Origin of the sequence: Megasphaera massiliensis, assembly GCF_000455225.1 — a bacterium.
GTDB classification, from domain to species: domain Bacteria; phylum Bacillota; class Negativicutes; order Veillonellales; family Megasphaeraceae; genus Megasphaera; species Megasphaera massiliensis.
In genome coordinates this window covers 105794-126038 of the sequence record NZ_HF954536.1, presented here as the reverse complement: position 1 = coordinate 126038, position 20245 = coordinate 105794, and the positions used below count along the sequence as shown (strand labels likewise).

Annotated in this window: 21 protein-coding genes and 1 riboswitch; of the genes, 17 read left to right on the top strand and 4 right to left on the bottom strand. The window is 48.6% G+C overall.

Annotation, left to right across the window (positions count from 1 at the left end; translation table 11 throughout):
• Nucleotide 1: 1 nt before the first annotated feature.
• From TX77_RS03375 to dnaA, 3 genes are all read right to left on the bottom strand, one after another.
• Nucleotides 2-217, bottom strand: coding sequence for an RNA-binding S4 domain-containing protein (locus TX77_RS03375; protein ID WP_044503420.1), 216 nt, complete (start codon nucleotides 215-217; stop codon nucleotides 2-4).
• A complete protein-coding gene (dnaN, locus tag TX77_RS03370) occupies nucleotides 217-1332 on the bottom strand; it encodes a DNA polymerase III subunit beta (RefSeq protein ID WP_044503419.1) in 1116 nt (371 codons plus the stop codon). Before dnaN ends, TX77_RS03375 begins: the two co-directional genes overlap by 1 nt.
• Nucleotides 1333-1557: 225 nt before the next feature.
• Nucleotides 1558-3075: a chromosomal replication initiator protein DnaA gene (gene dnaA, locus TX77_RS03365; RefSeq protein ID WP_044503418.1), complete on the bottom strand. Its 1518-nt coding sequence runs from the start codon at nucleotides 3073-3075 to the stop codon at nucleotides 1558-1560.
• Nucleotides 3076-3447: 372 nt separating this feature from the next.
• Here dnaA and rpmH point away from each other — a divergent pair, with 372 nt between their 5' ends.
• The 16 genes from rpmH to TX77_RS03295 all read left to right on the top strand — a co-directional run bounded on the left by rpmH (nucleotide 3448) and on the right by TX77_RS03295 (nucleotide 19191).
• Complete coding sequence (rpmH, locus tag TX77_RS13160; protein WP_071822304.1) at nucleotides 3448-3582, top strand: 50S ribosomal protein L34; 135 nt, start codon at nucleotides 3448-3450, stop codon at nucleotides 3580-3582.
• A 75-nt stretch (nucleotides 3583-3657) separates the two neighbouring features.
• Entirely contained in the window at nucleotides 3658-4011 is a 354-nt protein-coding gene (gene rnpA, locus TX77_RS03360; RefSeq protein WP_044503417.1) for a ribonuclease P protein component, read from the top strand.
• 6 nt (nucleotides 4012-4017) lie between these two features.
• A complete protein-coding gene (yidD, locus tag TX77_RS13155) occupies nucleotides 4018-4227 on the top strand; it encodes a membrane protein insertion efficiency factor YidD (RefSeq protein ID WP_071822302.1) in 210 nt (69 codons plus the stop codon).
• 57 nt (nucleotides 4228-4284) lie between these two features.
• Nucleotides 4285-4947 (top strand): YidC/Oxa1 family membrane protein insertase, encoded by a 663-nt coding sequence (locus TX77_RS03355; RefSeq protein ID WP_044503416.1) that lies wholly within the window; start codon nucleotides 4285-4287, stop codon nucleotides 4945-4947.
• On the top strand, nucleotides 4944-5750 hold the full coding sequence (gene jag, locus TX77_RS03350) for an RNA-binding cell elongation regulator Jag/EloR (protein ID WP_044503415.1): 807 nt from the start codon (nucleotides 4944-4946) through the stop codon (nucleotides 5748-5750). Before TX77_RS03355 ends, jag begins: the two co-directional genes overlap by 4 nt.
• A gap of 72 nt (nucleotides 5751-5822) precedes the next feature.
• Nucleotides 5823-7199 (top strand): tRNA uridine-5-carboxymethylaminomethyl(34) synthesis GTPase MnmE, encoded by a 1377-nt coding sequence (gene mnmE, locus TX77_RS13550; RefSeq protein WP_044503414.1) that lies wholly within the window; start codon nucleotides 5823-5825, stop codon nucleotides 7197-7199.
• 12 nt (nucleotides 7200-7211) lie between these two features.
• On the top strand, nucleotides 7212-9086 hold the full coding sequence (mnmG, locus tag TX77_RS13545) for a tRNA uridine-5-carboxymethylaminomethyl(34) synthesis enzyme MnmG (protein WP_044503413.1): 1875 nt from the start codon (nucleotides 7212-7214) through the stop codon (nucleotides 9084-9086).
• Nucleotide 9087: 1 nt separating this feature from the next.
• The gene (gene rsmG, locus TX77_RS03335; protein ID WP_044503412.1) at nucleotides 9088-9798 is read left to right on the top strand and encodes a 16S rRNA (guanine(527)-N(7))-methyltransferase RsmG; all 711 of its coding nucleotides are present in this window, start codon (nucleotides 9088-9090) and stop codon (nucleotides 9796-9798) included.
• Nucleotides 9799-9813: 15 nt separating this feature from the next.
• Nucleotides 9814-10848, top strand: a complete 1035-nt coding sequence (locus TX77_RS03330; protein ID WP_081651688.1) for a D-alanyl-D-alanine carboxypeptidase family protein — start codon at nucleotides 9814-9816, stop codon at nucleotides 10846-10848.
• 47 nt (nucleotides 10849-10895) lie between these two features.
• A riboswitch (ZMP/ZTP riboswitch) is annotated at nucleotides 10896-10981 on the top strand.
• An 85-nt stretch (nucleotides 10982-11066) separates the two neighbouring features.
• Nucleotides 11067-12314 (top strand): L-lactate MFS transporter, encoded by a 1248-nt coding sequence (locus tag TX77_RS03325; RefSeq protein WP_044503411.1) that lies wholly within the window; start codon nucleotides 11067-11069, stop codon nucleotides 12312-12314.
• A gap of 254 nt (nucleotides 12315-12568) precedes the next feature.
• Nucleotides 12569-13330, top strand: coding sequence for a DeoR/GlpR family DNA-binding transcription regulator (locus TX77_RS03320; RefSeq protein WP_044503410.1), 762 nt, complete (start codon nucleotides 12569-12571; stop codon nucleotides 13328-13330).
• Complete coding sequence (pfkB, locus tag TX77_RS03315; protein WP_044503409.1) at nucleotides 13327-14232, top strand: 1-phosphofructokinase; 906 nt, start codon at nucleotides 13327-13329, stop codon at nucleotides 14230-14232. Before TX77_RS03320 ends, pfkB begins: the two co-directional genes overlap by 4 nt.
• 69 nt (nucleotides 14233-14301) lie before the next feature.
• Nucleotides 14302-16245: a PTS fructose transporter subunit IIABC gene (locus TX77_RS03310; protein WP_044503408.1), complete on the top strand. Its 1944-nt coding sequence runs from the start codon at nucleotides 14302-14304 to the stop codon at nucleotides 16243-16245.
• Nucleotides 16246-16333: 88 nt separating this feature from the next.
• Nucleotides 16334-16591: an HPr family phosphocarrier protein gene (locus TX77_RS03305; protein ID WP_044503407.1), complete on the top strand. Its 258-nt coding sequence runs from the start codon at nucleotides 16334-16336 to the stop codon at nucleotides 16589-16591.
• Between the two features lie 21 nt (nucleotides 16592-16612).
• Nucleotides 16613-18244 carry a phosphoenolpyruvate--protein phosphotransferase gene (ptsP, locus tag TX77_RS03300; RefSeq protein WP_044503406.1) on the top strand — a complete coding sequence of 544 codons (1632 nt, stop codon included), beginning with the start codon at nucleotides 16613-16615 and terminating at the stop codon, nucleotides 18242-18244.
• 134 nt (nucleotides 18245-18378) lie between these two features.
• Nucleotides 18379-19191, top strand: coding sequence for a basic amino acid ABC transporter substrate-binding protein (locus tag TX77_RS03295; RefSeq protein ID WP_044503405.1), 813 nt, complete (start codon nucleotides 18379-18381; stop codon nucleotides 19189-19191).
• A 106-nt stretch (nucleotides 19192-19297) separates the two neighbouring features.
• On the opposite strand, the gene TX77_RS03290 is transcribed toward TX77_RS03295, so the two are convergent.
• Complete coding sequence (locus TX77_RS03290; protein WP_044503404.1) at nucleotides 19298-19588, bottom strand: hypothetical protein; 291 nt, start codon at nucleotides 19586-19588, stop codon at nucleotides 19298-19300.
• Between the two features lie 172 nt (nucleotides 19589-19760).
• Here TX77_RS03290 and TX77_RS03285 point away from each other — a divergent pair, with 172 nt between their 5' ends.
• On the top strand, nucleotides 19761-20147 hold the full coding sequence (locus TX77_RS03285) for a winged helix-turn-helix transcriptional regulator (RefSeq protein ID WP_044503403.1): 387 nt from the start codon (nucleotides 19761-19763) through the stop codon (nucleotides 20145-20147).
• Nucleotides 20148-20245 lie beyond the last annotated feature (98 nt).

Here is a 20245-nt window from a genome sequence, read left to right as displayed (position 1 = left end):
ATTATTCACCTTTAATCAAATATGTACCGACATCCTTAATTTCTACCGTATCTCCCGGATAGAGTTTTTTTCTCTTAGCTTTGCATAAAATTCCATTTACTAAAATTTTATCTTCATCCAATAAAAAGCGGATTTCGCCGCCGCTTTGTAAAATACTGGCCCATTTCAAAAACTGGTCCAATTGGATCATCGGCGTTTCAATTTTAATTGTTTCCATTATTTTGTCCTCATAGGGGTTACAACAAATACACAAGAATCGTCATCCTTATCCTGAACGAGCATCGGGCTGTTTTCTTTCGATTTCAAGATGACGTCGCTGCTCTGACAATGTTTCAAGATGTCGAGGATAAATTTTCCATTGAAGGAGATATCCAATTCTTCGCCGTCCATGTCGCAGGAGACGTAGTCTTCGACGGTACCGTAATCGGGATGCTGACTCATCAATTTAATCTGGCCCTCGCTGATGAGGAAGTTGATGACATTATACTGAGCATCTTTGGCTACGATGGAAGCTCGTTCCACAGCGCCAGTAAATTCGGAGCGATTGACTTTGGCAATACATTTAAAGTCCGTCGGAATGACGCGGCGGTAATTGGGGAAGTCCCCTTCGATGAGGCGCGTACGGATGTAGACGTTGCCGAACTGAACGGCCAGGTAGTTGCGGACGGCTGTGATTTCGACGGTCTCCGGAATATCCGTTGGCAGCTGACGAGAAATTTCTGACAAGAGCCGGCTGGGGATAACAGCCTGCAGCGGATTATTCACCGGTTCATCGAGGGTCGTCTTTTTCAGAGCCAGGCGGTGCGTATCCGTGGCTACCATGGTCATCTGATCCCCCTGGACATCGAGGAAGGTCCCCATGAAAATCGGACGTGCTACGTCGGTAGCACAGGCATAAGACGTATTATCGATTAAATCCTTTAAGACGACACTCGTCGTTTTAAAGCTGGCATAACCGTTTTCGACGATTTCGACTTCATTAAAGTCATCGGGGTTGATGGTCAGGCATTCAAATTTCAGCTTGTCGCCTTTAATGAGCAGCTGCGTATCCGTATCGGCCTTGATGATTTCAATTTCATCACTGGGAATTCGTCGGGTCAAGTCCATTAAATAAGGATTGGCAATGAAGGCTTCTCCTTTTTCTTCAATGATTCCGGGAACGGTGATCTTGATTCCCATGTCATAATCATTGGCCTGAAATTCGATAATGCCGTGAAGGGCTTTAATCAGAAGGCCGTTTTCAGAAGACATATTGTTGTTTTTGTTCTGAGCTACTTTTTGGACAGCTTGTAAGCCTTTGTTCAGATCTTCTTTTTTTAGTTTCAGTCTCAATGGAGTATCCCCTTTTCTGCGCTGAGTAAATTAATTAAATGTGAATTAAAAAATAGTAGTCTTAGTAGTAGGGCCTGTGAATTTGTGGATAAGTGATGAATAAGAGCCAATTTCAGCTATCCACAGGTGTGGATAGAATGTGGATAATGAGTTATTTTTTGTCCACATTTCCACTGTGGATTTCTTTTTTTACCTTATCCACAATCTATCGATATTTTTATCAACCTAGTTATCCACACCGCGGATTTCATTCATCATCTTTTCGATATGTTCTTTGAAATGACGATCTTCTTTGGCTCGTTCCATGATCTTGGTACAGGCATGCATAACCGTCGTATGGTCACGACCATTGAAAGCCGTTCCGATATGAGGATAAGTGTTCCCGGTCAGTTCACGGCACATATACATGGCAATTTGACGAGGGAGGGCAATATCCTTGGTCTTTTTTTTGCCCATCAATTCTTTATAATTGATATTATAATGTTGGCAGATATAGGTTGTAATTTCATCGATGGTAATATACTTCTTTTCATCTTGCGCATCGGTGATATAGCTGATTGCATGTTTAACCAACGGCAAGGTGACATTACTCTTGGTCTGCAAGGCTTCTAAGAGGACGCGGATAAAAGCGCCATGCAGCTTTCTGATATTTTCGCTGACATTGGCGGCAATGTAATTTAAGGCATCTAAATCATAGACGATATTTTCTTTTTCGGACCAGGTTCGTAAGATGGCGGTTCTCGTTTCCAAATCAGGCGGTTCGATTTGCGTGACCATGCCGTTTTCAAAGCGTGAGCGCAGGCGTTCTTCCAGTTTTTTTATGTCGCGGGGCGGACGATCACTGGTAAATACCATCTGCTTTTTATCCTGGTAGAGCTTATTAAAGGTATGGAAGAATTCTTCCTTAGAGCTTTCCTTTTCACCGCGGCCGAGGAACTGGATGTCATCGACAAAGAGGACGTCGACGTTGCGGTACCGGCGGCGGAAGCTTTCCGTATTCTGGTCCTGGATGCATTGGATGAATTCATTGACGAAGTCTTCGCTGGTAATGCATAAGAGACGCATATTCGGGAAGTTTTTTAACAGTTCATGGCCGATGGCATGCATTAAATGGGTCTTGCCCAGGCCGCTGTCCCCGTAAATATAAAAAGGATTCCATTTTTGAGCCGGAGCGGCAGCGATCGACTTGGCAACGGCCGTAGCTACGCGATTGCTGTTGCCGACGATGAAGTTGTCAAAGGTATAATCTTTATTTAAATTATTATTATAAGGACTGGATTCTGTTGTCAGTGATAACGGAGCGGCATCCTTTATGGCCGGCATGGTATCGTTCATGGGAAGTTCAGGTTGAACCCATTCGGTAGGGACTGCCTGGGCCGGTTTTCCGACGTGGGAGGTTGTCACGGGTTCAGCCGGCGTCGTGTTTTGTTTTGGCGGAAGGGTAATCGTTTCGGCGACGGCTTCGGTTTTGTCGTGGGTCGGCGTTTTTTCTTGGCTGGTAATGAGCTGAACCCTGGTTTTATGGCCAATGACTTCTTCGGCGATTGTCTCTAGGACATCGGTATACTTTTTGCTGACATAATCGCGAAGAAAATTGGTCATCGTGTCGAGGATGAGCAGATTTTCTTCTTCGGAATACGAGTAGGGAATGATGTTGCCTTCAAACCAATTAGTGAAAATTTCTTTTGGCAAGACTTGTTTCAAATTGGCTAACATTTTTTCCCATAAACTGAGCAGATCCATAATAATCCTTCCTGTCTGTACGAAAAATTTAAGTGTGTATAATGGGCGTTCATATGTGTACAACTTCATTGTGGACAACGTGAACAAATGAAATGTAAAAAGCCGGAAAGCCGATATACATCGAGTTTCCGATTCTTTCCACTTATCCACAAAATGTGGATGGATTGTTGATAACTGTATTTATCTATCCACATTCTACAACAAAACCCCGGTTATGGGAAGGAATTTTTGCTGGAATACTTATGCATAAGGTATTCTCAAATGGAATAATCTACTAAAAATAAGGCTTGACAGGCCTTCATTCACTTACTATAATTAACCTGTTATGGTGTAAATTAATTACAGTCAATGATGGAAAAGGAGGTGTCTAGCTTGAAACAGACATATCAGCCGAATACATTGTGGAGAAAAAGAACTCATGGTTTTCGTGAAAGAATGAAGACTAAGGGCGGCCGCATGGTTTTAAAAAGAAGACGCATGAAAGGCAGAAAAAAACTCTCTGCTTAATTATTACGAGATAAACAGAAAAGTTCCGGCATGTGGAATTTTTCTGTTTTTCTAGCATTACTAGGACAATTATGTATGTATGAACTAACGAAAGAGCAACGGCTGTGTAAAAATCGCGAATACCAGCTCGTATACCGCCGCGGGAAGTCGTATGTCAATCGCCGCGTCGTTTTATACGTCCTGCCGCGGTCGCCAAAGCAACCGACCCGCATTGGTTTTGTGACGGGGAAAAAAATCGGTTGTGCCGTTGAGCGCAACCGCTGCCGCCGTCTGATGAAGGAAGTATACCGACTCCATCAGTTTGATCTGAAGGACGGTTTCGATTTAGTCCTCATTGGCCGCAGCAGTCTGAAATATGCCGGATATGCAGAAGCAGAGCAGTCTATTTTGCAGTTATTCCGGCATGCCAGGGTATTGAAAAAGAAGTGATGATGCATGAAATGGTGTTTCATAGCCCTGATTCGGGGCTACCAGTTATTTATATCGCCGCTTCACCGGCCATGCTGCCGGTTTTATCCCACTTGTTCTGCCTATGCTCTTGAAGCATTGCAGAAATACGGTGCGTTAAAAGGGAGTTACTTGGCAATAAGGCGCATTTTAAAATGCCATCCCTTTCATAAGGGTGGATATGATCCCGTACCGTAAATCCTTATTTTTACAACTGAACAGGAGTTGAGCACATTGGGCTTTTTCAGTGGAATAATGGATGTCCTCAGTGGTATTATGACGACATTTATGAATTACTGTTATGCTTTTACCCAGAACATGGGCTATCCGAGCTATGGCATTGCCATTATCTTGCTCACCTTGATTATTAAATTGGTGCTGTCGCCCCTTACGGCGAAACAGATCCGTTCCATGGAAGGCATGCAGCTTTTGCAGCCTAAGATTAAAGAGATACAGAAGAAATATAAGGGAAATCAGAAGAAGATGCAGGAAGAAATGTCTAAACTGTATCGGGAAATGGGCGTTAACCCCTTGTCGGGCTGCCTTCCCATTCTCATTCAGATGCCTTTCCTTATTTCTATATTCTATGCTTTAAGAGAGTATCCTTATGACCCTGCCTTTGAAAGCTTTTTATGGCTTCCCAGTCTCGGTCAGCCGGATCCTATTTACGTCATGCCAATCCTGTCGGCCATTTCGACGTACTTTATTCAGAACCAGATGTCCGGCGCACAGGTAGCTGCCTCGGAGGCTCAAGCGAAACAGCAGAAAATCATGAAAGTCGTCATGCCGCTGTTTATCGGTTGGATCAGCCTCAACTTCCCGAGCGGCTTGGTCATTTACTGGGTCGTTTCTAACCTTTTCCAGTGGGGCCAGCAGATGATTATGGCTCACCTCAAGAATAAAGGAGCAGAAGCATGAGTACTATCGAAGCAACAGGAAAAACGATCGAAGATGCCGTGCGCTCCGGTCTGGTGCGCCTCGGCAGAATGAAAGAAGAAGTCGATATCGAGATCTTAGAAGAACCGAAAAGCGGTTTCTTTGGATTTGGCAGTAAACCGGCCCGGGTCCGTATTACTGAAAAGGCCGATGTCACGCCGGTACCGTCTGACGTCGTTCAGGCCGAACCGGAAAAGGAAGTTCTCGTTGAAGAACCGCAAATAGCTGAAACGTCTGAAGATGCAAAGGATCCAGAAGTCTCAGCATCTGATGTGGAAGAAGACGGGATTTCTGAAGCGGTCGTACATGAACCGGAGGAAGCTGTTTTTTCGGCAGAAGAAGCGGCTGCCAAGGGCAAGGCTTTCCTTCAGGAAGTCCTTAAGAACATGGGCATTGACGTAGTCATTGAAAAGATGATTAAATCCGATAAGATCCTTCTTCATCTCCATGGCAAGAACTTAGGCATTCTTATAGGCAAGCACGGTCAAACCTTGGATGCCCTCCAATATTTGACCAACCTGACGACCAATCAAGGCGAGAATGCACGGTACTTTATTATGCTCGATGTTGAAAACTACCGCCATCGCCGTGAAGAAACGCTGAAGCAGCTGGCTCATCGTTTGGCCAACCGGGTCAAACAAAATGGCGAGTCCGTTACCTTAGAGCCGATGAATGGCTATGAACGAAAAATTATTCACGTCGCGCTTCAAAATGATTCGGAAGTGCGGACGGAAAGCGAAGGCAAAGATCCGTACCGTCACGTCGTCATTTATTATCAAGGATAACGCATAACGATAGATATGAAAAAGGAGTTGTCGCTGACAACTCCTTTTAGACTATGGAAGGAGTCATATATGATGTATGATACGGCCGATACGATTGCGGCCATTGCAACCCCGCTCGGTGAAAGCGGCATCGGCGTCATTCGTATCAGCGGCAGCAAGGCCTATGCGGTCGGCGATGCCGTTTTTAAGAGTTCCTCTGAGGTTCCTTTAGCGAACCGTCGGGACCGTTCCATCCAGCACGGTATGATCGTGTCTGATGACGGCCGGCCAATCGATGAAGTTTTGCTGCTCATCATGAAGGGGCCTCATTCATATACAGCTGAAGATGTCTTAGAAATCCAGTGCCACGGGGGCTACAAGGCCTTAGAAGAAATATTGGCTCAGGTCCTTTCCCATGGGGCCCGCCTGGCCAATCCCGGCGAATTTACGCAGCGGGCCTTCGTGAACGGCCGTATCGACCTGGCTCAGGCCGAGGCCGTCATGGATGTCATCCAGGCCAAGAGCGATCAGGGCCTTACCAATGCTGTCAGTCAGCTTGAAGGACGGCTTTCGAAGGCCGTCGGTGCCATGCGCAGGGAATTGACCGATTTTATTACCCGCTTAGAAGTCATGATCGACTATCCTGAAGAAGACTTAGAAGATATTACGGTCCCAGATGTTGCCGGTTCTATTCGGACTCAAATTGAAGCCCTCGATGAGATGTTGACTGCTTCGCGGGAAGGGCGAATGATCCGTGACGGCGTCATGGCAGCCATTGCCGGCACACCGAACGCCGGCAAATCGAGCCTGCTCAACTGCCTGCTTCAAAGCGATCGGGCTATCGTCACCGATGTGCCGGGCACGACGAGGGACGTTCTCGAAGAATGGATTTCTTTAAAGGGCGTTCCCGTCTGTTTGGTCGATACGGCAGGAATTCGCGAGACCGATGACCGGGTCGAACAGATTGGCGTAACGAAGGCTAAATCCTATATGGACAAGGCCGATATCACCGTCGTTGTCATCGACCGTTCTCGGCCTCTTTCTGAGGAAGATAAGAGCATCTTAGCGGCAACGGCTGATAAAAATGCCCTCATCGTCCTCAATAAACTCGATTTGCCGGCTGTCGTCGGCGAAGGCAATCTTACGGCTTATGACCATCCGATCCTGTCTATTTCGGCCAGTACCGGCGAAGGCCTGGAGGTTTTAAAAGACCGGCTTTTGGAACAGGCCCTGCCACGTACGAATCAATCGGGCAGTGCTCTTTTAACCAATACGCGTCATATTGAGCTGGTCCGCCAAAGCCGGGAGGCCTTGAGCCGTGCCCTGAAGACGATGGAAGACGGCATGCCTGTCGATTTTGCCGTCGTCGACTTGCGGGAAGCCTGGAGCCTCTTGGGCTCTATCACGGGGGATACCGTTCATGACGATATCGTTGAAGAAATCTTCAGCCGATTCTGTTTGGGAAAATAAAGAGGTGGAACTATGTTTACCGTCGATACATATGATGTCATCGTCATCGGCGCCGGCCATGCCGGCTGTGAAGCGGCTCTTGCCAGTGCCCGCTTAGGTGCCAAGACGTTGATGGCTACTTTAAATTTAGATAATATTGCCCTCATGCCCTGCAATCCGGCCGTAGGAGGTCCCGGAAAGAGTCATTTGGTCCGGGAAATCGATGCCTTAGGCGGAGAAATGGGAATCAATACCGATAAAACGTGCCTGCAAATGCGGATGCTCAATACCGGCAAGGGTCCTGCTGTCTATTCGCTGCGGGCGCAGTCCGATAAAAAGCTGTATCAGATGGACATGACCAAGACCCTGGAAAACCAGGAAAATCTCGATGTCAAACAGCTTATGATTACTGACTTGCTGCTCGAAGACGGTAAGGTTTCTGGCGTGCGGACGGAACTGGACGAAGTCTATAAGGCATCCTGCGTCATCTTGGCGACAGGAACCTATTTAAAGGGGAAAATCATCATTGGCGACTGCACCTATTCCGGCGGCCCCATCGGCCAGCGTTCGGCAGAAGACCTGTCGGGATCGCTCTTAAAAGCCGGGATCAAGCTCATGCGCTTTAAGACCGGTACGCCGGCCCGCGTTGACCGCCGCACCCTTCGGACTGATGAAATGACTAAGCAGGAAGGGGATAAAGACGGCCATGCATTTTCCTTCTTGTCGGAACGAAAGAACCGCAACAAGGCTTGCTGCTGGCTGACCTTTACCAATGAAGAAACGCATAAAATCATTCGCGACAACCTTGATCGGGCGCCGATGTGCAACGGCGTCATCGAAGGCATAGGTCCCCGGTACTGCCCGTCCATTGAGTCGAAAATCGTCCGCTTTGCCGATAAAAAGCGGCACCAGCTCTTTGTCGAACCGGAAGGGGAATCGACAGAAGAAATGTATGTCCAGGGCATGAGTACCAGTATGCCGGCCGATGTTCAGTACGCTTTTTTGAGGACCATACCGGGTCTTGAGGACGTGAAAATAATGCGTCCCGGTTACGCCATCGAATACGACTGCCTCGATCCGACGCAGCTTACGCCGTGGTTGGAAACGAAAAAGATTTCCGGCCTCTTTTCAGCCGGCCAGGCCAACGGTACCAGCGGCTATGAAGAAGCGGCAGCTCAAGGGCTGATTGCCGGTATTAATGCAGCTTTAAAAGTGCAGCATAAGGATCCCTTCGTCCTGACCCGTTCCGAAGCGTACATCGGTGTCCTCATCGATGATTTAGTCACCAAGGGAACGAACGAGCCTTACCGCATCATGACCAGCCGCAGTGAGTACCGCCTCATCCTGAGGCAGGATAATGCCGATTTGCGCCTGACCCAGAAGGGCTATGATATCGGCCTGGTTACAGAAGAACGATATCAGGCATTCACAAATAAGAAACAGGCTATTGAAGCGGGGATTTCGGCCTTGAAGGAAATTTCAGTTACGCCGTCTAAAGACAACTTGGCGAAACTTGAAAAACTCGGCACAGCGCCTATCCATACGGCCCTCACAGCCTATGACCTTCTTCGTCGTGATGACGTGACCTATGCTTCCTTGCAGACCGTCTTTGACTTGCCGGACTTAGCGGAAGACGTTGAGGAAGAAATCGAAATCATGATTAAATATGAAGGCTATATCAGTCGCCAGATGGAACAGGTCGATAAGATGAACCGTCTGGAAAAGAAGAAAATGCCCAAAGACATCGTCTATGCCGACATCGACACTTTGTCTGCCGAAGCGCGGCAGAAGCTCGATGAAATCCGCCCCTTGTCCTTAGGTCAGGCCAGCCGTATTTCCGGCGTTTCACCGGCCGATATTACGGCCCTTCTGATTCTCTTGGAACAACACAACCGGGGGGATAAGTAATATGTTTGGCAGTGAATTACAATCGGCTCTTACAGCCATGGGACTTTCGGTTACGGAGGGACAGCTCCGCCAATTCGACGTCTTTCATGAACAATTAATTGAAACCAATAAGGTCATGAACCTGACGGCCATTACCGAGCCTAAAGAAGTAGCGATAAAACACATGGCCGACAGTCTTTCCTGTTATGAAGCGGATTGCTTTACGCCGGGGGCGTCCGTTCTTGATTTGGGAACCGGCGCCGGTTTTCCCGGCCTGCCCCTGCTCATCTATCGCCCGGATTTGAAGGTTACCTTTTTTGACTCCCTGCAAAAGAGACTTACTTTTTTGCAGAACTTGGTCGATCAATTGGGACTTACTGCCGATTTCCTTCACGGTCGGGCCGAAGAGGCGGCCCATCAGCCTATCTACCGCAGTGCCTTTGACGTCGTGACCAGCCGAGCCGTGGCTCGTTTAAATATTCTGGCCGAATGGGCTCTGCCCTATGTCAAACAGGACGGTTATTTCATTTCTTTAAAGGGCGCCCAGTATGAGGACGAACTGAAAGAAGCTGAAAAGGCCTTGAAGATTTTAGGCGGTACGGTGGACCATGTGAAGGCCGTTCAGCTTCCGGGACTCGATGAGGTGCGGGCCGTCATCTATATTCAAAAGACTGGCGAAAGTCCTAAAAAATATCCGCGCAAGCCGAAAATGGCTGTAAAAAATCCTTTATAAAGGAGAGGTGCAATTATGTCTTTGAAAAAAATGATTTGTTTGGCTGCTGCTGCCTGTATGACGATGGCAGCGCCGGTCTTTGCCGATGAACTGCAGAAACCGGATATCGAGGCTCATGCAGCCTATGTCATGGATGCCGATACGGGGGATGAACTCTATGCGAAAAATGCCGATGACCTGGCCTATCCCGGCAGTACGACTAAGATTATGACGGCCATCCTCGGCATTGAGCTCGGGAAGAGTCAAAATCTGATGGATAAACCCCTTAATATTACGAATGATATCTATGACATCGAAAGTGATGCTTCGGTCCTCGGCATCAAACCGGGCGATCAGATTACCCTCAGTAATGGCATGACCGGCATGATGCTCGTATCGGGCTGTGATGCGGCCGTTGCCGTCGCCGAAACGGTGACGCCGACAGAAGCCGATTTTGTCGCCAAGATGAATGAAAAAGCAGCTGCTTTAGGCGCTTCTCATACGCACTTTGCCAATCCTCACGGCCTTCCCGATACGAACCATTACTCGACGGCTCACGACATGGCTGTTATCGCTGCCTATGGCATGAAGATCCCTGAATTTCAGGATATGGTCAGCCGAAGCGAATTCGACATGCCCTATATGGACGGCGGATTCAAGCACTGCACGTCGACCAACGAGTTTTTGACCAGCGGCTTTGCCGGCGCCAACGGCATCAAGACCGGTACGACCAATGCCGGCGGTCCTTGCCTGGTCGTTTCGGCAACGAGAGACGGCCGGACGGTCATTGCGTCGATCATGAATTCGAGTGACCGCTATGGCGATGCCCAGAAACTGATGACCTACGCTTTTTCGGCTCTGAAAGATGCGGAACCGGCAGAAAATGTCTACATCGTGCGCCATGCACCGGCAGGCCAGACCTTATCGGATATTCAGGAAAAGCAGCAGCAGGCTGCTGAATTAGCCGCTCAGCAGGGGCAGGAACAATCGTCGAGTGCAGCAACGACACAAAAAGCTGCCGGCCAGTCCACGGAATCGAAGGACTACGTTCCTTTTTCTCCGGCCGCTTAAAATTTGATATTGACAAAATAAATCAATATTCGTATAATAACATCAGCAGATTCGTACAGGACTGACGGATTCAAGTGGAGCAACCACGTGAACTGTACGAAGCCATTTCATGCCGACCGTCTGGGCAAGTGTATGCTACTAACATATTCTTGGGCCCGGGGGTCGGTATATTTTTTTTCAGACCTCTTGGCTCCCTACCTGGAAGGAGATAATGGATCATGAAAAGAAATCGTTGGCTCATCGCTTTGTCGGCTATCGGCCTTCATATTTGTATCGGCAGTGTCTACGCTTGGAGCGTTTTGACCAAGCCGATCATGGAAGCTATGGGCTTTAGCCTGCAGGAAACGACGTGGACTTTTTCTTTAGCTATTTTATTCCTCGGATTATCGGCCGGTTTCTTGGGCAGTTTTGTTCAAAAAATCGGACCTCGCAAATCAGGGCTCTTGTCGATGACCTTCTTCGTCTTGGCTATGTTCGGTACGGCAGCTGCCCTCTATCTGCACAGCCTGCCCATGCTCTACTTGTTCTACGGCGTCATCGGCGGCATCGGCCTGGGGACGGGATACATTACGCCGGTATCGACGTTGGTTAAGTGGTTCCCTGAAAACCGAGGCTTTGCAACGGGTTTGGCTATCATGGGCTTCGGTTTTGCCAGCTTGATTGCAGGTCCTGCCATGCAAATTCTGGTTCAGTCTTTTGGTCTGGTGGCTAATTTCATCATCCTCGGTATTGTATATATGGTCATTATGACGGCCTCTTCCTTATATTTAGCGTCTCCCGAAGAAGATTCGGCAGCGGCTGCTGAAAAGAAATCAAACGTTGAATATGCTGATGCACAGCCTCAGTTTACCGTTCGCGACTCCATGAAAACGTGGCAGTTCTACGCCATTTGGTGGCTCTTCTTTACGAACATTACCTGCGGCATCGCCCTCTTGGCCGTCGCTTCTCCCATGGCCCAGGATGTCGTCGGCATGTCTCCCATGGCAGCGGCTTCTATGGTCGGCCTCATCGGTCTCTTGAACGGTGCCGGCCGCATTGCTTGGGCTACCGTTTCCGACTATATCGGCCGTTCGTCGACATATGTTTTATTCTTCGCCATTGAAATCCTGGCCTTCTGGCAGCTTGCCAATGTAACCAGCGCTTTCAGCTTCCAAATCCTCCTCCTGCTCATCATTACTTGCTATGGCGGCGGTTTTTCCTGCATGCCGGCTTACCTCAGCGACCTTTTTGGGACCAAGTATCTCAGCGCCATTCACGGCCGTATCCTGACGGCTTGGGGGGCTGCCGGCGTTGCCGGTCCGGTCTTGGTATCGATCATCAAAGAAACGACGAACAGCTACGCTACGACGCTGTACTTCTTCGTCGGAGCCTTCGTAGTGGCTTTGGTACTGATGGCATTCTTGAAATACCAGACCCGTCACGGAATTGAAACGACGGCCCAGCCGTCCCGGAGTACCGGTATGTAAGTGCTTTCTTAAACAGAAATGATTGACCCGACCGATTCATCATCGGGTTATGGAAGTTCATGGAAGGAAATTGTCCCTTATATGACAGTTTCCTTCTTTTTTTTATTTCTATGTGAATAAAATCACTTGAATGAGCTGAGCACATAAATGAACGAATTTGATTGCTTTTTGATTATAATGGTTGTATTTGATTGAAAATGAATGAAAATAACGATATAATATGGCGAGAGGAGGCTGGAAAAGGAAGTGATGCGATGCTGACTGAAGAAAGACATGAAAAAATAATGCGACTCGTCAATACGAGCGGAGCCGTATCTGTTCAGGATTTAGTTAGTTTTTTGAACATCTCGGAATCGACAGTCCGAAGGGATTTACTGACCCTTGATCGGGAAGGCCGCCTGCGCCGTGTTCATGGCGGAGCGACGACACTTCGAGACGATTCTTTATATGAAGCGGATATGGAGAATTTGCAGGATAAATATTCTATTCATATGAGTGAAAAGCGGCGTATTGCTCAGTATGCAGCCCGACTGATTCATAAAGAGGACTTTGTATATCTCGATGCCGGTTCGACGACGGAACAGCTCGTCGAGTTCCTGGCCGGTTCAGAAGCGACATTTGTTACGAACAGTATCCCCTTGGCACAGAAATTAGGCCGCATCGGCGGCAGGGTCTATATCGTTCCCGGACGAGTGAAGGGCGATACGGAAGCCATCGTCGGCAGTGAAATGAGAGACATGATTGGCCGATACCATTTTACCAAAGGATTTTTTGGTGCCAACGGCATTGCAGTCCATTCCGGCTGCACGACGCCCGATGATGAAGAGGCCGTTTGTAAAAGAGCCGCTTTGGGGCAGTGCTTGGACCGCTTTGTCTTGGCCGATTCCAGTAAGTTCGGCTTATCTTCACATATTACATTTGCAGAATTGTCAATGGTTACGCTGATTACGGCGCGGGACGATGACAGCCTCGATTACAAACCGTATCAGCAAATTACGGAGGTGCATATCCTGTGATTTATACAGTTACGTTCAACCCATCCTTAGATTATGTTGTCCATATGAAGAAGTTTACAGCCGGTGATATCAATCGGGCAGAGCAGGAAATGATTTATCCCGGTGGCAAGGGCATCAATGTATCCCTCGTTCTCGGCAACCTTCACATCCCGTCTAAGATGCTGGGCTTTGTGGCCGGCTTTACGGGTAAGGAAATCGAACGCCTGGCTAAAGAAAACGGCGGGGATACGGATTTTATCCTCCTCGATGAAGGATGCTCGCGCATTAACCTCAAGGTCAGTGCCGATGACGAAACGGCTGTTAACGGCATGGGTCCGAATATTCCTGAAGATAAGCTCAATGCCCTTTTGGCGCAAATCGATGCCATTGCGGATGGTGATACATTGGTCTTGGCCGGCAGTATTCCCAGTGATATTCCGGACGATATCTATGAACAGATCTTGAAGCGCCTTCAAGGCCGGGATATTCGCGTCGTCGTCGATGCTACAGGCGACTTATTGAAAAATGTCATTAAATATAAACCATTCCTCATTAAGCCCAATAATTTTGAATTAGGCGAACTGTTCAGCGTCGATCTCAAGACGGATGATGAAATCATCGTCTGCGCTAAACAGCTGCAGGCTATGGGGGCCCGCAACGTCCTCGTTTCTCTCGGGGGAGACGGTGCGCTTCTTCTCGGCGAAGACGGAAAAGTATACCGCCGTCCGTCCCCGAAGGGCACACTGGTCAACTCTGTCGGTGCCGGAGACAGTATGGTCGCCGGATTCCTGGCCGGTTTTGAATCGGCTAAGGGAGACCTCAATGAAGCTTTGAAGATGGGTATCAGCGCCGGCAGTGCTTCGGCCTTTAATGAATGGCTGGCAACGGAATCCCAGATTCGGGACATTTATTCCCAGTTATAAGTGAATTTGTACTTTTTGTATTAGAGAATTGAATGGTATAGAGAATTAAAGCGAGAAGGAGTGATGTAGATGCGTATTGTAGATTTACTCAAGAAGCAGAGCATTGACCTTAATGCCGCTGTTGCCGATAAGACAGCGGCCATTGGCCACCTCGTCGACCTCATGGATGCCGGCGGTAATTTGAATGACAAAGAGCTGTACAAAGAACGTGTTCTGGCTCGTGAAGCCGAAGGCAGCACGGGTATCGGCGAAGGCATTGCCATTCCTCATGCCAAGACGGAAGCCGTAAACGAACCGGGGCTGGCCTCGATGATCGTTCGTGACGGCGTCGATTACGAAAGCCTCGACGACGAACCGGCTCATCTGTTTTTCATGATTGCAGCCCCGGCCGGCGGTGCAGACGTCCATTTGGAAGTATTGAGCCGTTTGAGCCGTATGCTGATGGATGATGATTTTCGCAATGCCTTGATGCAGGCTAAGACGCCGGAAGAATACCTGGCGACGATCGATAAGGCCGAAGCCGAACAGATTGAAGCCGAAGCCGCAGAAGCGGCCGCTGAAGCCGCTGCGGAAGAAGCACCGGCCGTAGAAGCGGCTCCATCCGAACGACCCTTCATCGTCGGCGTTACGGCTTGCCCGACGGGGATTGCCCATACTTATATGGCTGCCGAAGCGTTGGAAAACAAGGCCGCTGCCATGGGCGTCGACATCAAAGTCGAAACCAATGGTTCCGGCGGGGTTAAAAATCACCTGACCGAAGCCGATATCAAGCGGGCTGTCGGCGTCATCGTCGCCGTCGATAAAGACGTACCGGTCCAGCGCTTTGCCGGCAAAAAGGTCATCTTCACCAAAGTTGCCAACGGCATTAAGATCCCGGAAGAATTGATTCAGACAGTCCTCGACGGCAAAGCTCCCGTTTATCAGGGGGCGGAATCGTCTTCTGAATCGGTGGCTCTTGAAAGCTCCGAAAAAGAAAGCGTCGGCCGTCAGATTTATAAGCATTTGATGAACGGCGTATCTCATATGCTGCCCTTCGTTATTGGCGGCGGTATTCTCATCGCCTTGGCCTTCCTCTTCGATATGGATAATGCCGGTGCAGCAAACTTCGGCAGTGGGACGCCTGTCGCCGCCTTATTGAAAAATATCGGCGGCCTGTCCTTCAGTATGATGATGCCTATCCTAGCCGGATACATTGCCATGAGTATCGGTGAACGGCCGGCTCTCATGCCCGGCATCGTCGGCGGTTTCCTGGCGACAACGGGCGGATCCGGTTTCTTTGGAGCCCTCTTTGCGGGCTTCATTGCCGGTTACTTGGTTCTTTTATTGAAAAAAGTATTGTCGGTCCTGCCGGAATCTTTGGAAGGCACGAAGCCCATCCTCTTTTATCCGGTGTTAGGCCTGGTTCTCATCGGCCTCATCATGACTTTCGTCATCAATCCGCCGACGGCTATCTTTAATACCTGGTTGTTCGACAGCCTCAACAGCATGACGACGTCGAGCCGTATCGTCCTCGGCTTCGTCCTGGGCGGCATGATGTCTATTGACTTTGGCGGTCCTATCAACAAAGCAGCTTACGTCTTTGGGACGGCCTCGCTCATGAGTGCTACCGGTCAGGCTGTCAGCTCGGGCATCATGGCTTCGGTCATGGCCGGCGGCATGGTTCCGCCCCTGGCAATCGCCTTGGCTATGCTGATCTTTAGAAATAAGTTTACGCCGAAAGAACGGCAGTCGACGATTACCAACTTCATCATGGGCCTGTCCTTCATTACGGAAGGTGCCATTCCTTTTGCAGCCTCTGACCCGCTTCGCGTCATTCCGGCCTGCGCCATCGGTTCTGCTGTCGCCGGCTCGCTGTCGATGCTCTTTGGCTGCGCCCTTCCGGCACCTCACGGCGGTATCTTCGTATTCGGTGTCATCACCAATTGGCCCATGTATATCGTCTCTTTAATCGCCGGTGTCATCGTAGCAGCCATCTTACTCGGTATTTTCCGCAAAAAACGTCCTCAAGAGTAATTGCGTAATTTCCATAAATCAAGTACACTATATAATAGAGTTTTATCTCAACTATTCCAAACACTTATTTCCTGAAGGAGGAATTTTCATGAAAGAATTTGAATTTGTTGTAACCGATCCCCAGGGTATCCATGCTCGTCCGGCTGGCCTCTTGGTTAAAGAAGCTAAAAAATTTGAATCCAACATCAGTGTCTTCAAAGGCGCTCGTAAAGGTGATTTGAAAAAAATCTTCACCGTCATGGCTTTAGGGGTAAAGCAGGGTGAATCCATTAAAGTACAGGTAGAAGGCGCTGACGAAGAACAGGCAGCAAGTGCTGTAGAAGCCTTCTTGAAGGAAAACTTCTAAGATTTTTGAGGGGGAAAGCAGATGCTGACGTTAAAAGGTAAGAGTGTCTTTTCCGGTATCAGTATCGGACCGCTGGCACTGTTTCATCGCAACACTATTTCTACAGCCGTTCGGCCCATTGAAAGTGTCGAAGTAGAATTGGCGCGTTTCCAAAAAGCGCGTGAAGAAGCGATGAGCCAGCTGAAAGACTTATATGTTAAAGCTGTAGACAAAGTCGGTGAAGAACAAGCGGCTGTCTTTGAAGTTCATCAGATGATGCTCGATGACGATGACTATGTTGAAGGTATTGAAACAAGAATCCGCGAGGAAAAAATGAATGCTGAAGCAGCCGTTGATCAGACGGCTCAAGAACTTGCGGAGATGTTCCGCTCCATGGAAGACGCCTATATGCAGGCCCGTGCAGCCGACGTTCTCGATATTTCCCGCCGCGTAGAGCAGCAGCTCAGCGGCGGCCCGGGGATTGATTTCAGTAACTATGATCAGGTTATCATTGCTGCTGACGACTTGGCACCGAGCGAAACGTTACAGCTCGATACTGACAAGATCCTTGGCTTTGTTACGTCAGCAGGCAGCACCAACTCGCATACGGCTATCTTAGCCCGTACCTTGGGCATTGCCGCTGTCGTCAGCACGGGAACGCAGCTTCACAACGACGTTGACGGTATGATGGCCGTCATCGACGGTACGACAGGGGACGTTTACATCAATCCTGATGAAGAAACGCTGGCCCTGATGAAGAAAAAGCAGAAAGAAGAAGAACTGCGCCTTACAGCCTTAGAACAGGTGCGCGGTGTCCCGACGGTTACCAAAGACGGCAAGAAGATCAATCTCTTTGCCAATATCGGAAATCCGGGCAACCTGCCTCAGGTTCTGGCCAATGATGCTGAAGGCATCGGTCTTTTCCGCAGCGAATTCCTCTATTTGGAAAGCAGCAACTATCCGACGGAAGATCAGCAGTTCGAAGCCTATAAGCAGGCTGCAGAAGCCCTTGAAGGCAAGACCGTCGTCATCCGTACGCTTGATATCGGTGCCGATAAAAAGGTTGACTATTTCGACCTTGATCCGGAAGAAAATCCGGCTATGGGCATGCGTGCTATCCGCATCTGCCTGAGCCGCGTCGATTTGTTCAAGACACAGCTCCGCGCCTTGCTGCGTGCTTCGGCATTCGGTAAGATTGCCATCATGTTCCCCATGATTATTTCCGTCTGGGAAGTACAGCAGAGCAAAAAAATCTTGGACGAAGTCCGCCGGGAATTGGATGCCAAAGGCATTGCCTACGATAAGGATATGGAAGTCGGCATTATGGTCGAAACGCCGGCGGCTGCCGTCATGAGTGAAGAACTGGCTAAAGAAGTTGACTTCTTCAGCATCGGTTCTAACGATTTGACCCAGTACACCTTGGCTATCGACCGTCAGCAGACGAAACTCGATACCTTCTTCGATCCCCATCATCCGGCTGTCCTGAAACTGATTCAGATGACCATTGAAAATGGCCATAAAGCCGGCATTTGGGTAGGTATCTGCGGTGAACTCGGTGCTGATTTGACCTTGACGGAAACCTTCCTGCGCATGGGGGTAGACGAACTGTCGGTCAGCCCTCCGTCTGTATTGCCGCTGCGTGAAAAAGTTCGCTCTTTGGATCTCAGTAAATAATCTATCAAAGCGTTGCTCCTTCGGGAGCAGCGCTTTTTTGATATTTTAGCCTAAAAGCCTCTTTACTTTTTGTATAAAATGGTATAATAATAAAAACAAATTTAATTTTTATTCATTTTAATGGAGGAATTGGCATGGATATGAAAAAAATGGGTACTGCATTGCTTACAGGTGTTTTGGCGGCGTCACTCTTAGCCGGCTGCGGCAGCAGTCAAAAAGAAGCAGGCGATGCCAATAAGCCGCTTCGAGTCGCTACCAATGCGACCTTCGTTCCTTTTGAATTTAAAGACAGCGATCAGTCGGCCGAATACAAAGGCTTTGAAATGGATTTGATCCGTGCCGTCGCCAAAGAAATGAATCGCGATGTCGAATTTAATAATATTGCCTTTTCCGGCATCATCCCCATCATCCAGCAGGGCGATATGGATATTGCTGCGACAGGGATGACGGTTACGCCGGAACGGGCTCAGAAAGTCGCTTTTGCCGCGCCCTTCTATGAATCGAAACTGGTCATCTTAACGCCGAAGAACAGCGGTATCCATTCGGCAGCGGATCTCCAGGGCAAACAGATTGCTGTCCAGATCGGGACGACAGGGGCTAAATATGCTGAAGAACAGGGCTACAATGTCAAGCAGTTCGATAATAACTCGGAAGCCATCATGGAACTCCAGGTTGGCGGCTCGCCGGCAGCTATCATCGATAAGCCTGTTGCCGATTACTTCCTGACCCAAGATGGTAAGGATAAATTCGATGTCATCGATATCAGCAATACGAAGCCGGAATATCTGGCCTTTGCCCTCAATAAGGACAATAAGGAACTCTTGCAGCAAGTAAATGAAGCTATGGAAAAATTGAAGAAGAGCGGCGAATTCCAGCAGATCTATAAAAAATGGTTCAATACGGACATGCCGGATCTCCCGACCAGTGCCGATGCAGTCTTGAAATAAGGGGCAGCACAGGCAGCCTTCGTTATAGAACATGAGAGATAAAAATAAGCAGCCTTTAAGGGCTGCTTATTTTTTATGATACCGGTATTTTTGGATGCTTGCGAAACTATGCAAGGGTATAAATCTTTACTTCCGGATCTCCTGTCCAAAGGGGCTGAAGGCCGACGAAGACGTCGTTTTTGAAGAGGTCGCTGGAAAGATAAGCCTGGGCGTGTTCGGCACTGTCAAAGCCGTGGAGTACCTGTACGTCTTCATCGCGGATGAGGAGGTCTTTGGTCAAGGCTCCTTCAATAGTCGTCAGGAAGGGCTGGCGGTAGTCCGTATATACTTTGGCGGCAGCCGGTCGATTGGCGGCATCGATTTTCATGGTAATTTCTAAATAAGCCTTTACGTTCATAGTATGTTCCTCCCTTTCGGTTTTCTGTGAGCTCTTCTTCATTATAGCTTTCTTACTCGGCCGGGAGAAGATATAAGCAAATTTATGAGTCACTATTCATTTTAATAGTAACTTGAAGGGATAAAAGGGAGCTACTATAATAAAATCAGCATCAAGAAAGGTGGCGTGAACGGTGTATAAGCCTAAATTAGAAAAGGATATCCGATGTCCCTTAGAATATGGACTGTCTGTTTTTGGCGGTAAATGGAAATCGAGGGTCATCTGCGTGCTGGCCCAAAAAGGAAGGCTGCGCTACAGTGCGATACGAAAAGAGATGTCCAATATCACCGATGCCGTCTTAGCGGCAACGTTGAAAGAACTGATGAATGATGACATGATCGAACGGCATCAGTTTTATGAAATTCCGCCGCGGGTTGAATACGGACTGACGGCTAAAGGGATATCTTCCGTTCCCCTGCTGCAAAGTATCTGTAAATGGTCCGGAGCTTATCATAGGGACGACCATGAACATGCGCTGAGCCAGTGCCAAAAATGTGATTACAATCAGCGGACTGACTGAGGGAGACCTATGTGTTCTTATAATCCGAGCAGGATTTTTCAACGGGTACAGCCGATAAAAAAAGAGAGATTGTCACCGAGTGGATGACGATCTCTCTT

Bases quoted from the DNA above. Each gene is read 5' to 3' on its own strand.
- TX77_RS03375 (WP_044503420.1), bottom strand. From the start codon at position 217: ATGGAAACAATTAAAATTGAAACGCCGATGATCCAATTGGACCAGTTT.
- dnaA (WP_044503418.1), bottom strand. From the start codon at position 3,075: ATGGATCTGCTCAGTTTATGGGAAAAAATGTTAGCCAATTTGAAACAA.
- rnpA (WP_044503417.1), top strand. From the start codon at position 3,658: ATGTATGAACTAACGAAAGAGCAACGGCTGTGTAAAAATCGCGAATAC.
- yidD (WP_071822302.1), top strand. From the start codon at position 4,018: ATGAAATGGTGTTTCATAGCCCTGATTCGGGGCTACCAGTTATTTATA.
- TX77_RS03355 (WP_044503416.1), top strand. From the start codon at position 4,285: ATGGATGTCCTCAGTGGTATTATGACGACATTTATGAATTACTGTTAT.
- jag (WP_044503415.1), top strand. From the start codon at position 4,944: ATGAGTACTATCGAAGCAACAGGAAAAACGATCGAAGATGCCGTGCGC.
- mnmE (WP_044503414.1), top strand. From the start codon at position 5,823: ATGTATGATACGGCCGATACGATTGCGGCCATTGCAACCCCGCTCGGT.
- mnmG (WP_044503413.1), top strand. From the start codon at position 7,212: ATGTTTACCGTCGATACATATGATGTCATCGTCATCGGCGCCGGCCAT.
- rsmG (WP_044503412.1), top strand. From the start codon at position 9,088: ATGTTTGGCAGTGAATTACAATCGGCTCTTACAGCCATGGGACTTTCG.
- TX77_RS03330 (WP_081651688.1), top strand. From the start codon at position 9,814: ATGTCTTTGAAAAAAATGATTTGTTTGGCTGCTGCTGCCTGTATGACG.
- TX77_RS03325 (WP_044503411.1), top strand. From the start codon at position 11,067: ATGAAAAGAAATCGTTGGCTCATCGCTTTGTCGGCTATCGGCCTTCAT.
- TX77_RS03320 (WP_044503410.1), top strand. From the start codon at position 12,569: ATGCTGACTGAAGAAAGACATGAAAAAATAATGCGACTCGTCAATACG.
- TX77_RS03310 (WP_044503408.1), top strand. From the start codon at position 14,302: ATGCGTATTGTAGATTTACTCAAGAAGCAGAGCATTGACCTTAATGCC.
- TX77_RS03305 (WP_044503407.1), top strand. From the start codon at position 16,334: ATGAAAGAATTTGAATTTGTTGTAACCGATCCCCAGGGTATCCATGCT.
- ptsP (WP_044503406.1), top strand. From the start codon at position 16,613: ATGCTGACGTTAAAAGGTAAGAGTGTCTTTTCCGGTATCAGTATCGGA.
- TX77_RS03295 (WP_044503405.1), top strand. From the start codon at position 18,379: ATGGATATGAAAAAAATGGGTACTGCATTGCTTACAGGTGTTTTGGCG.
- TX77_RS03290 (WP_044503404.1), bottom strand. From the start codon at position 19,588: ATGAACGTAAAGGCTTATTTAGAAATTACCATGAAAATCGATGCCGCC.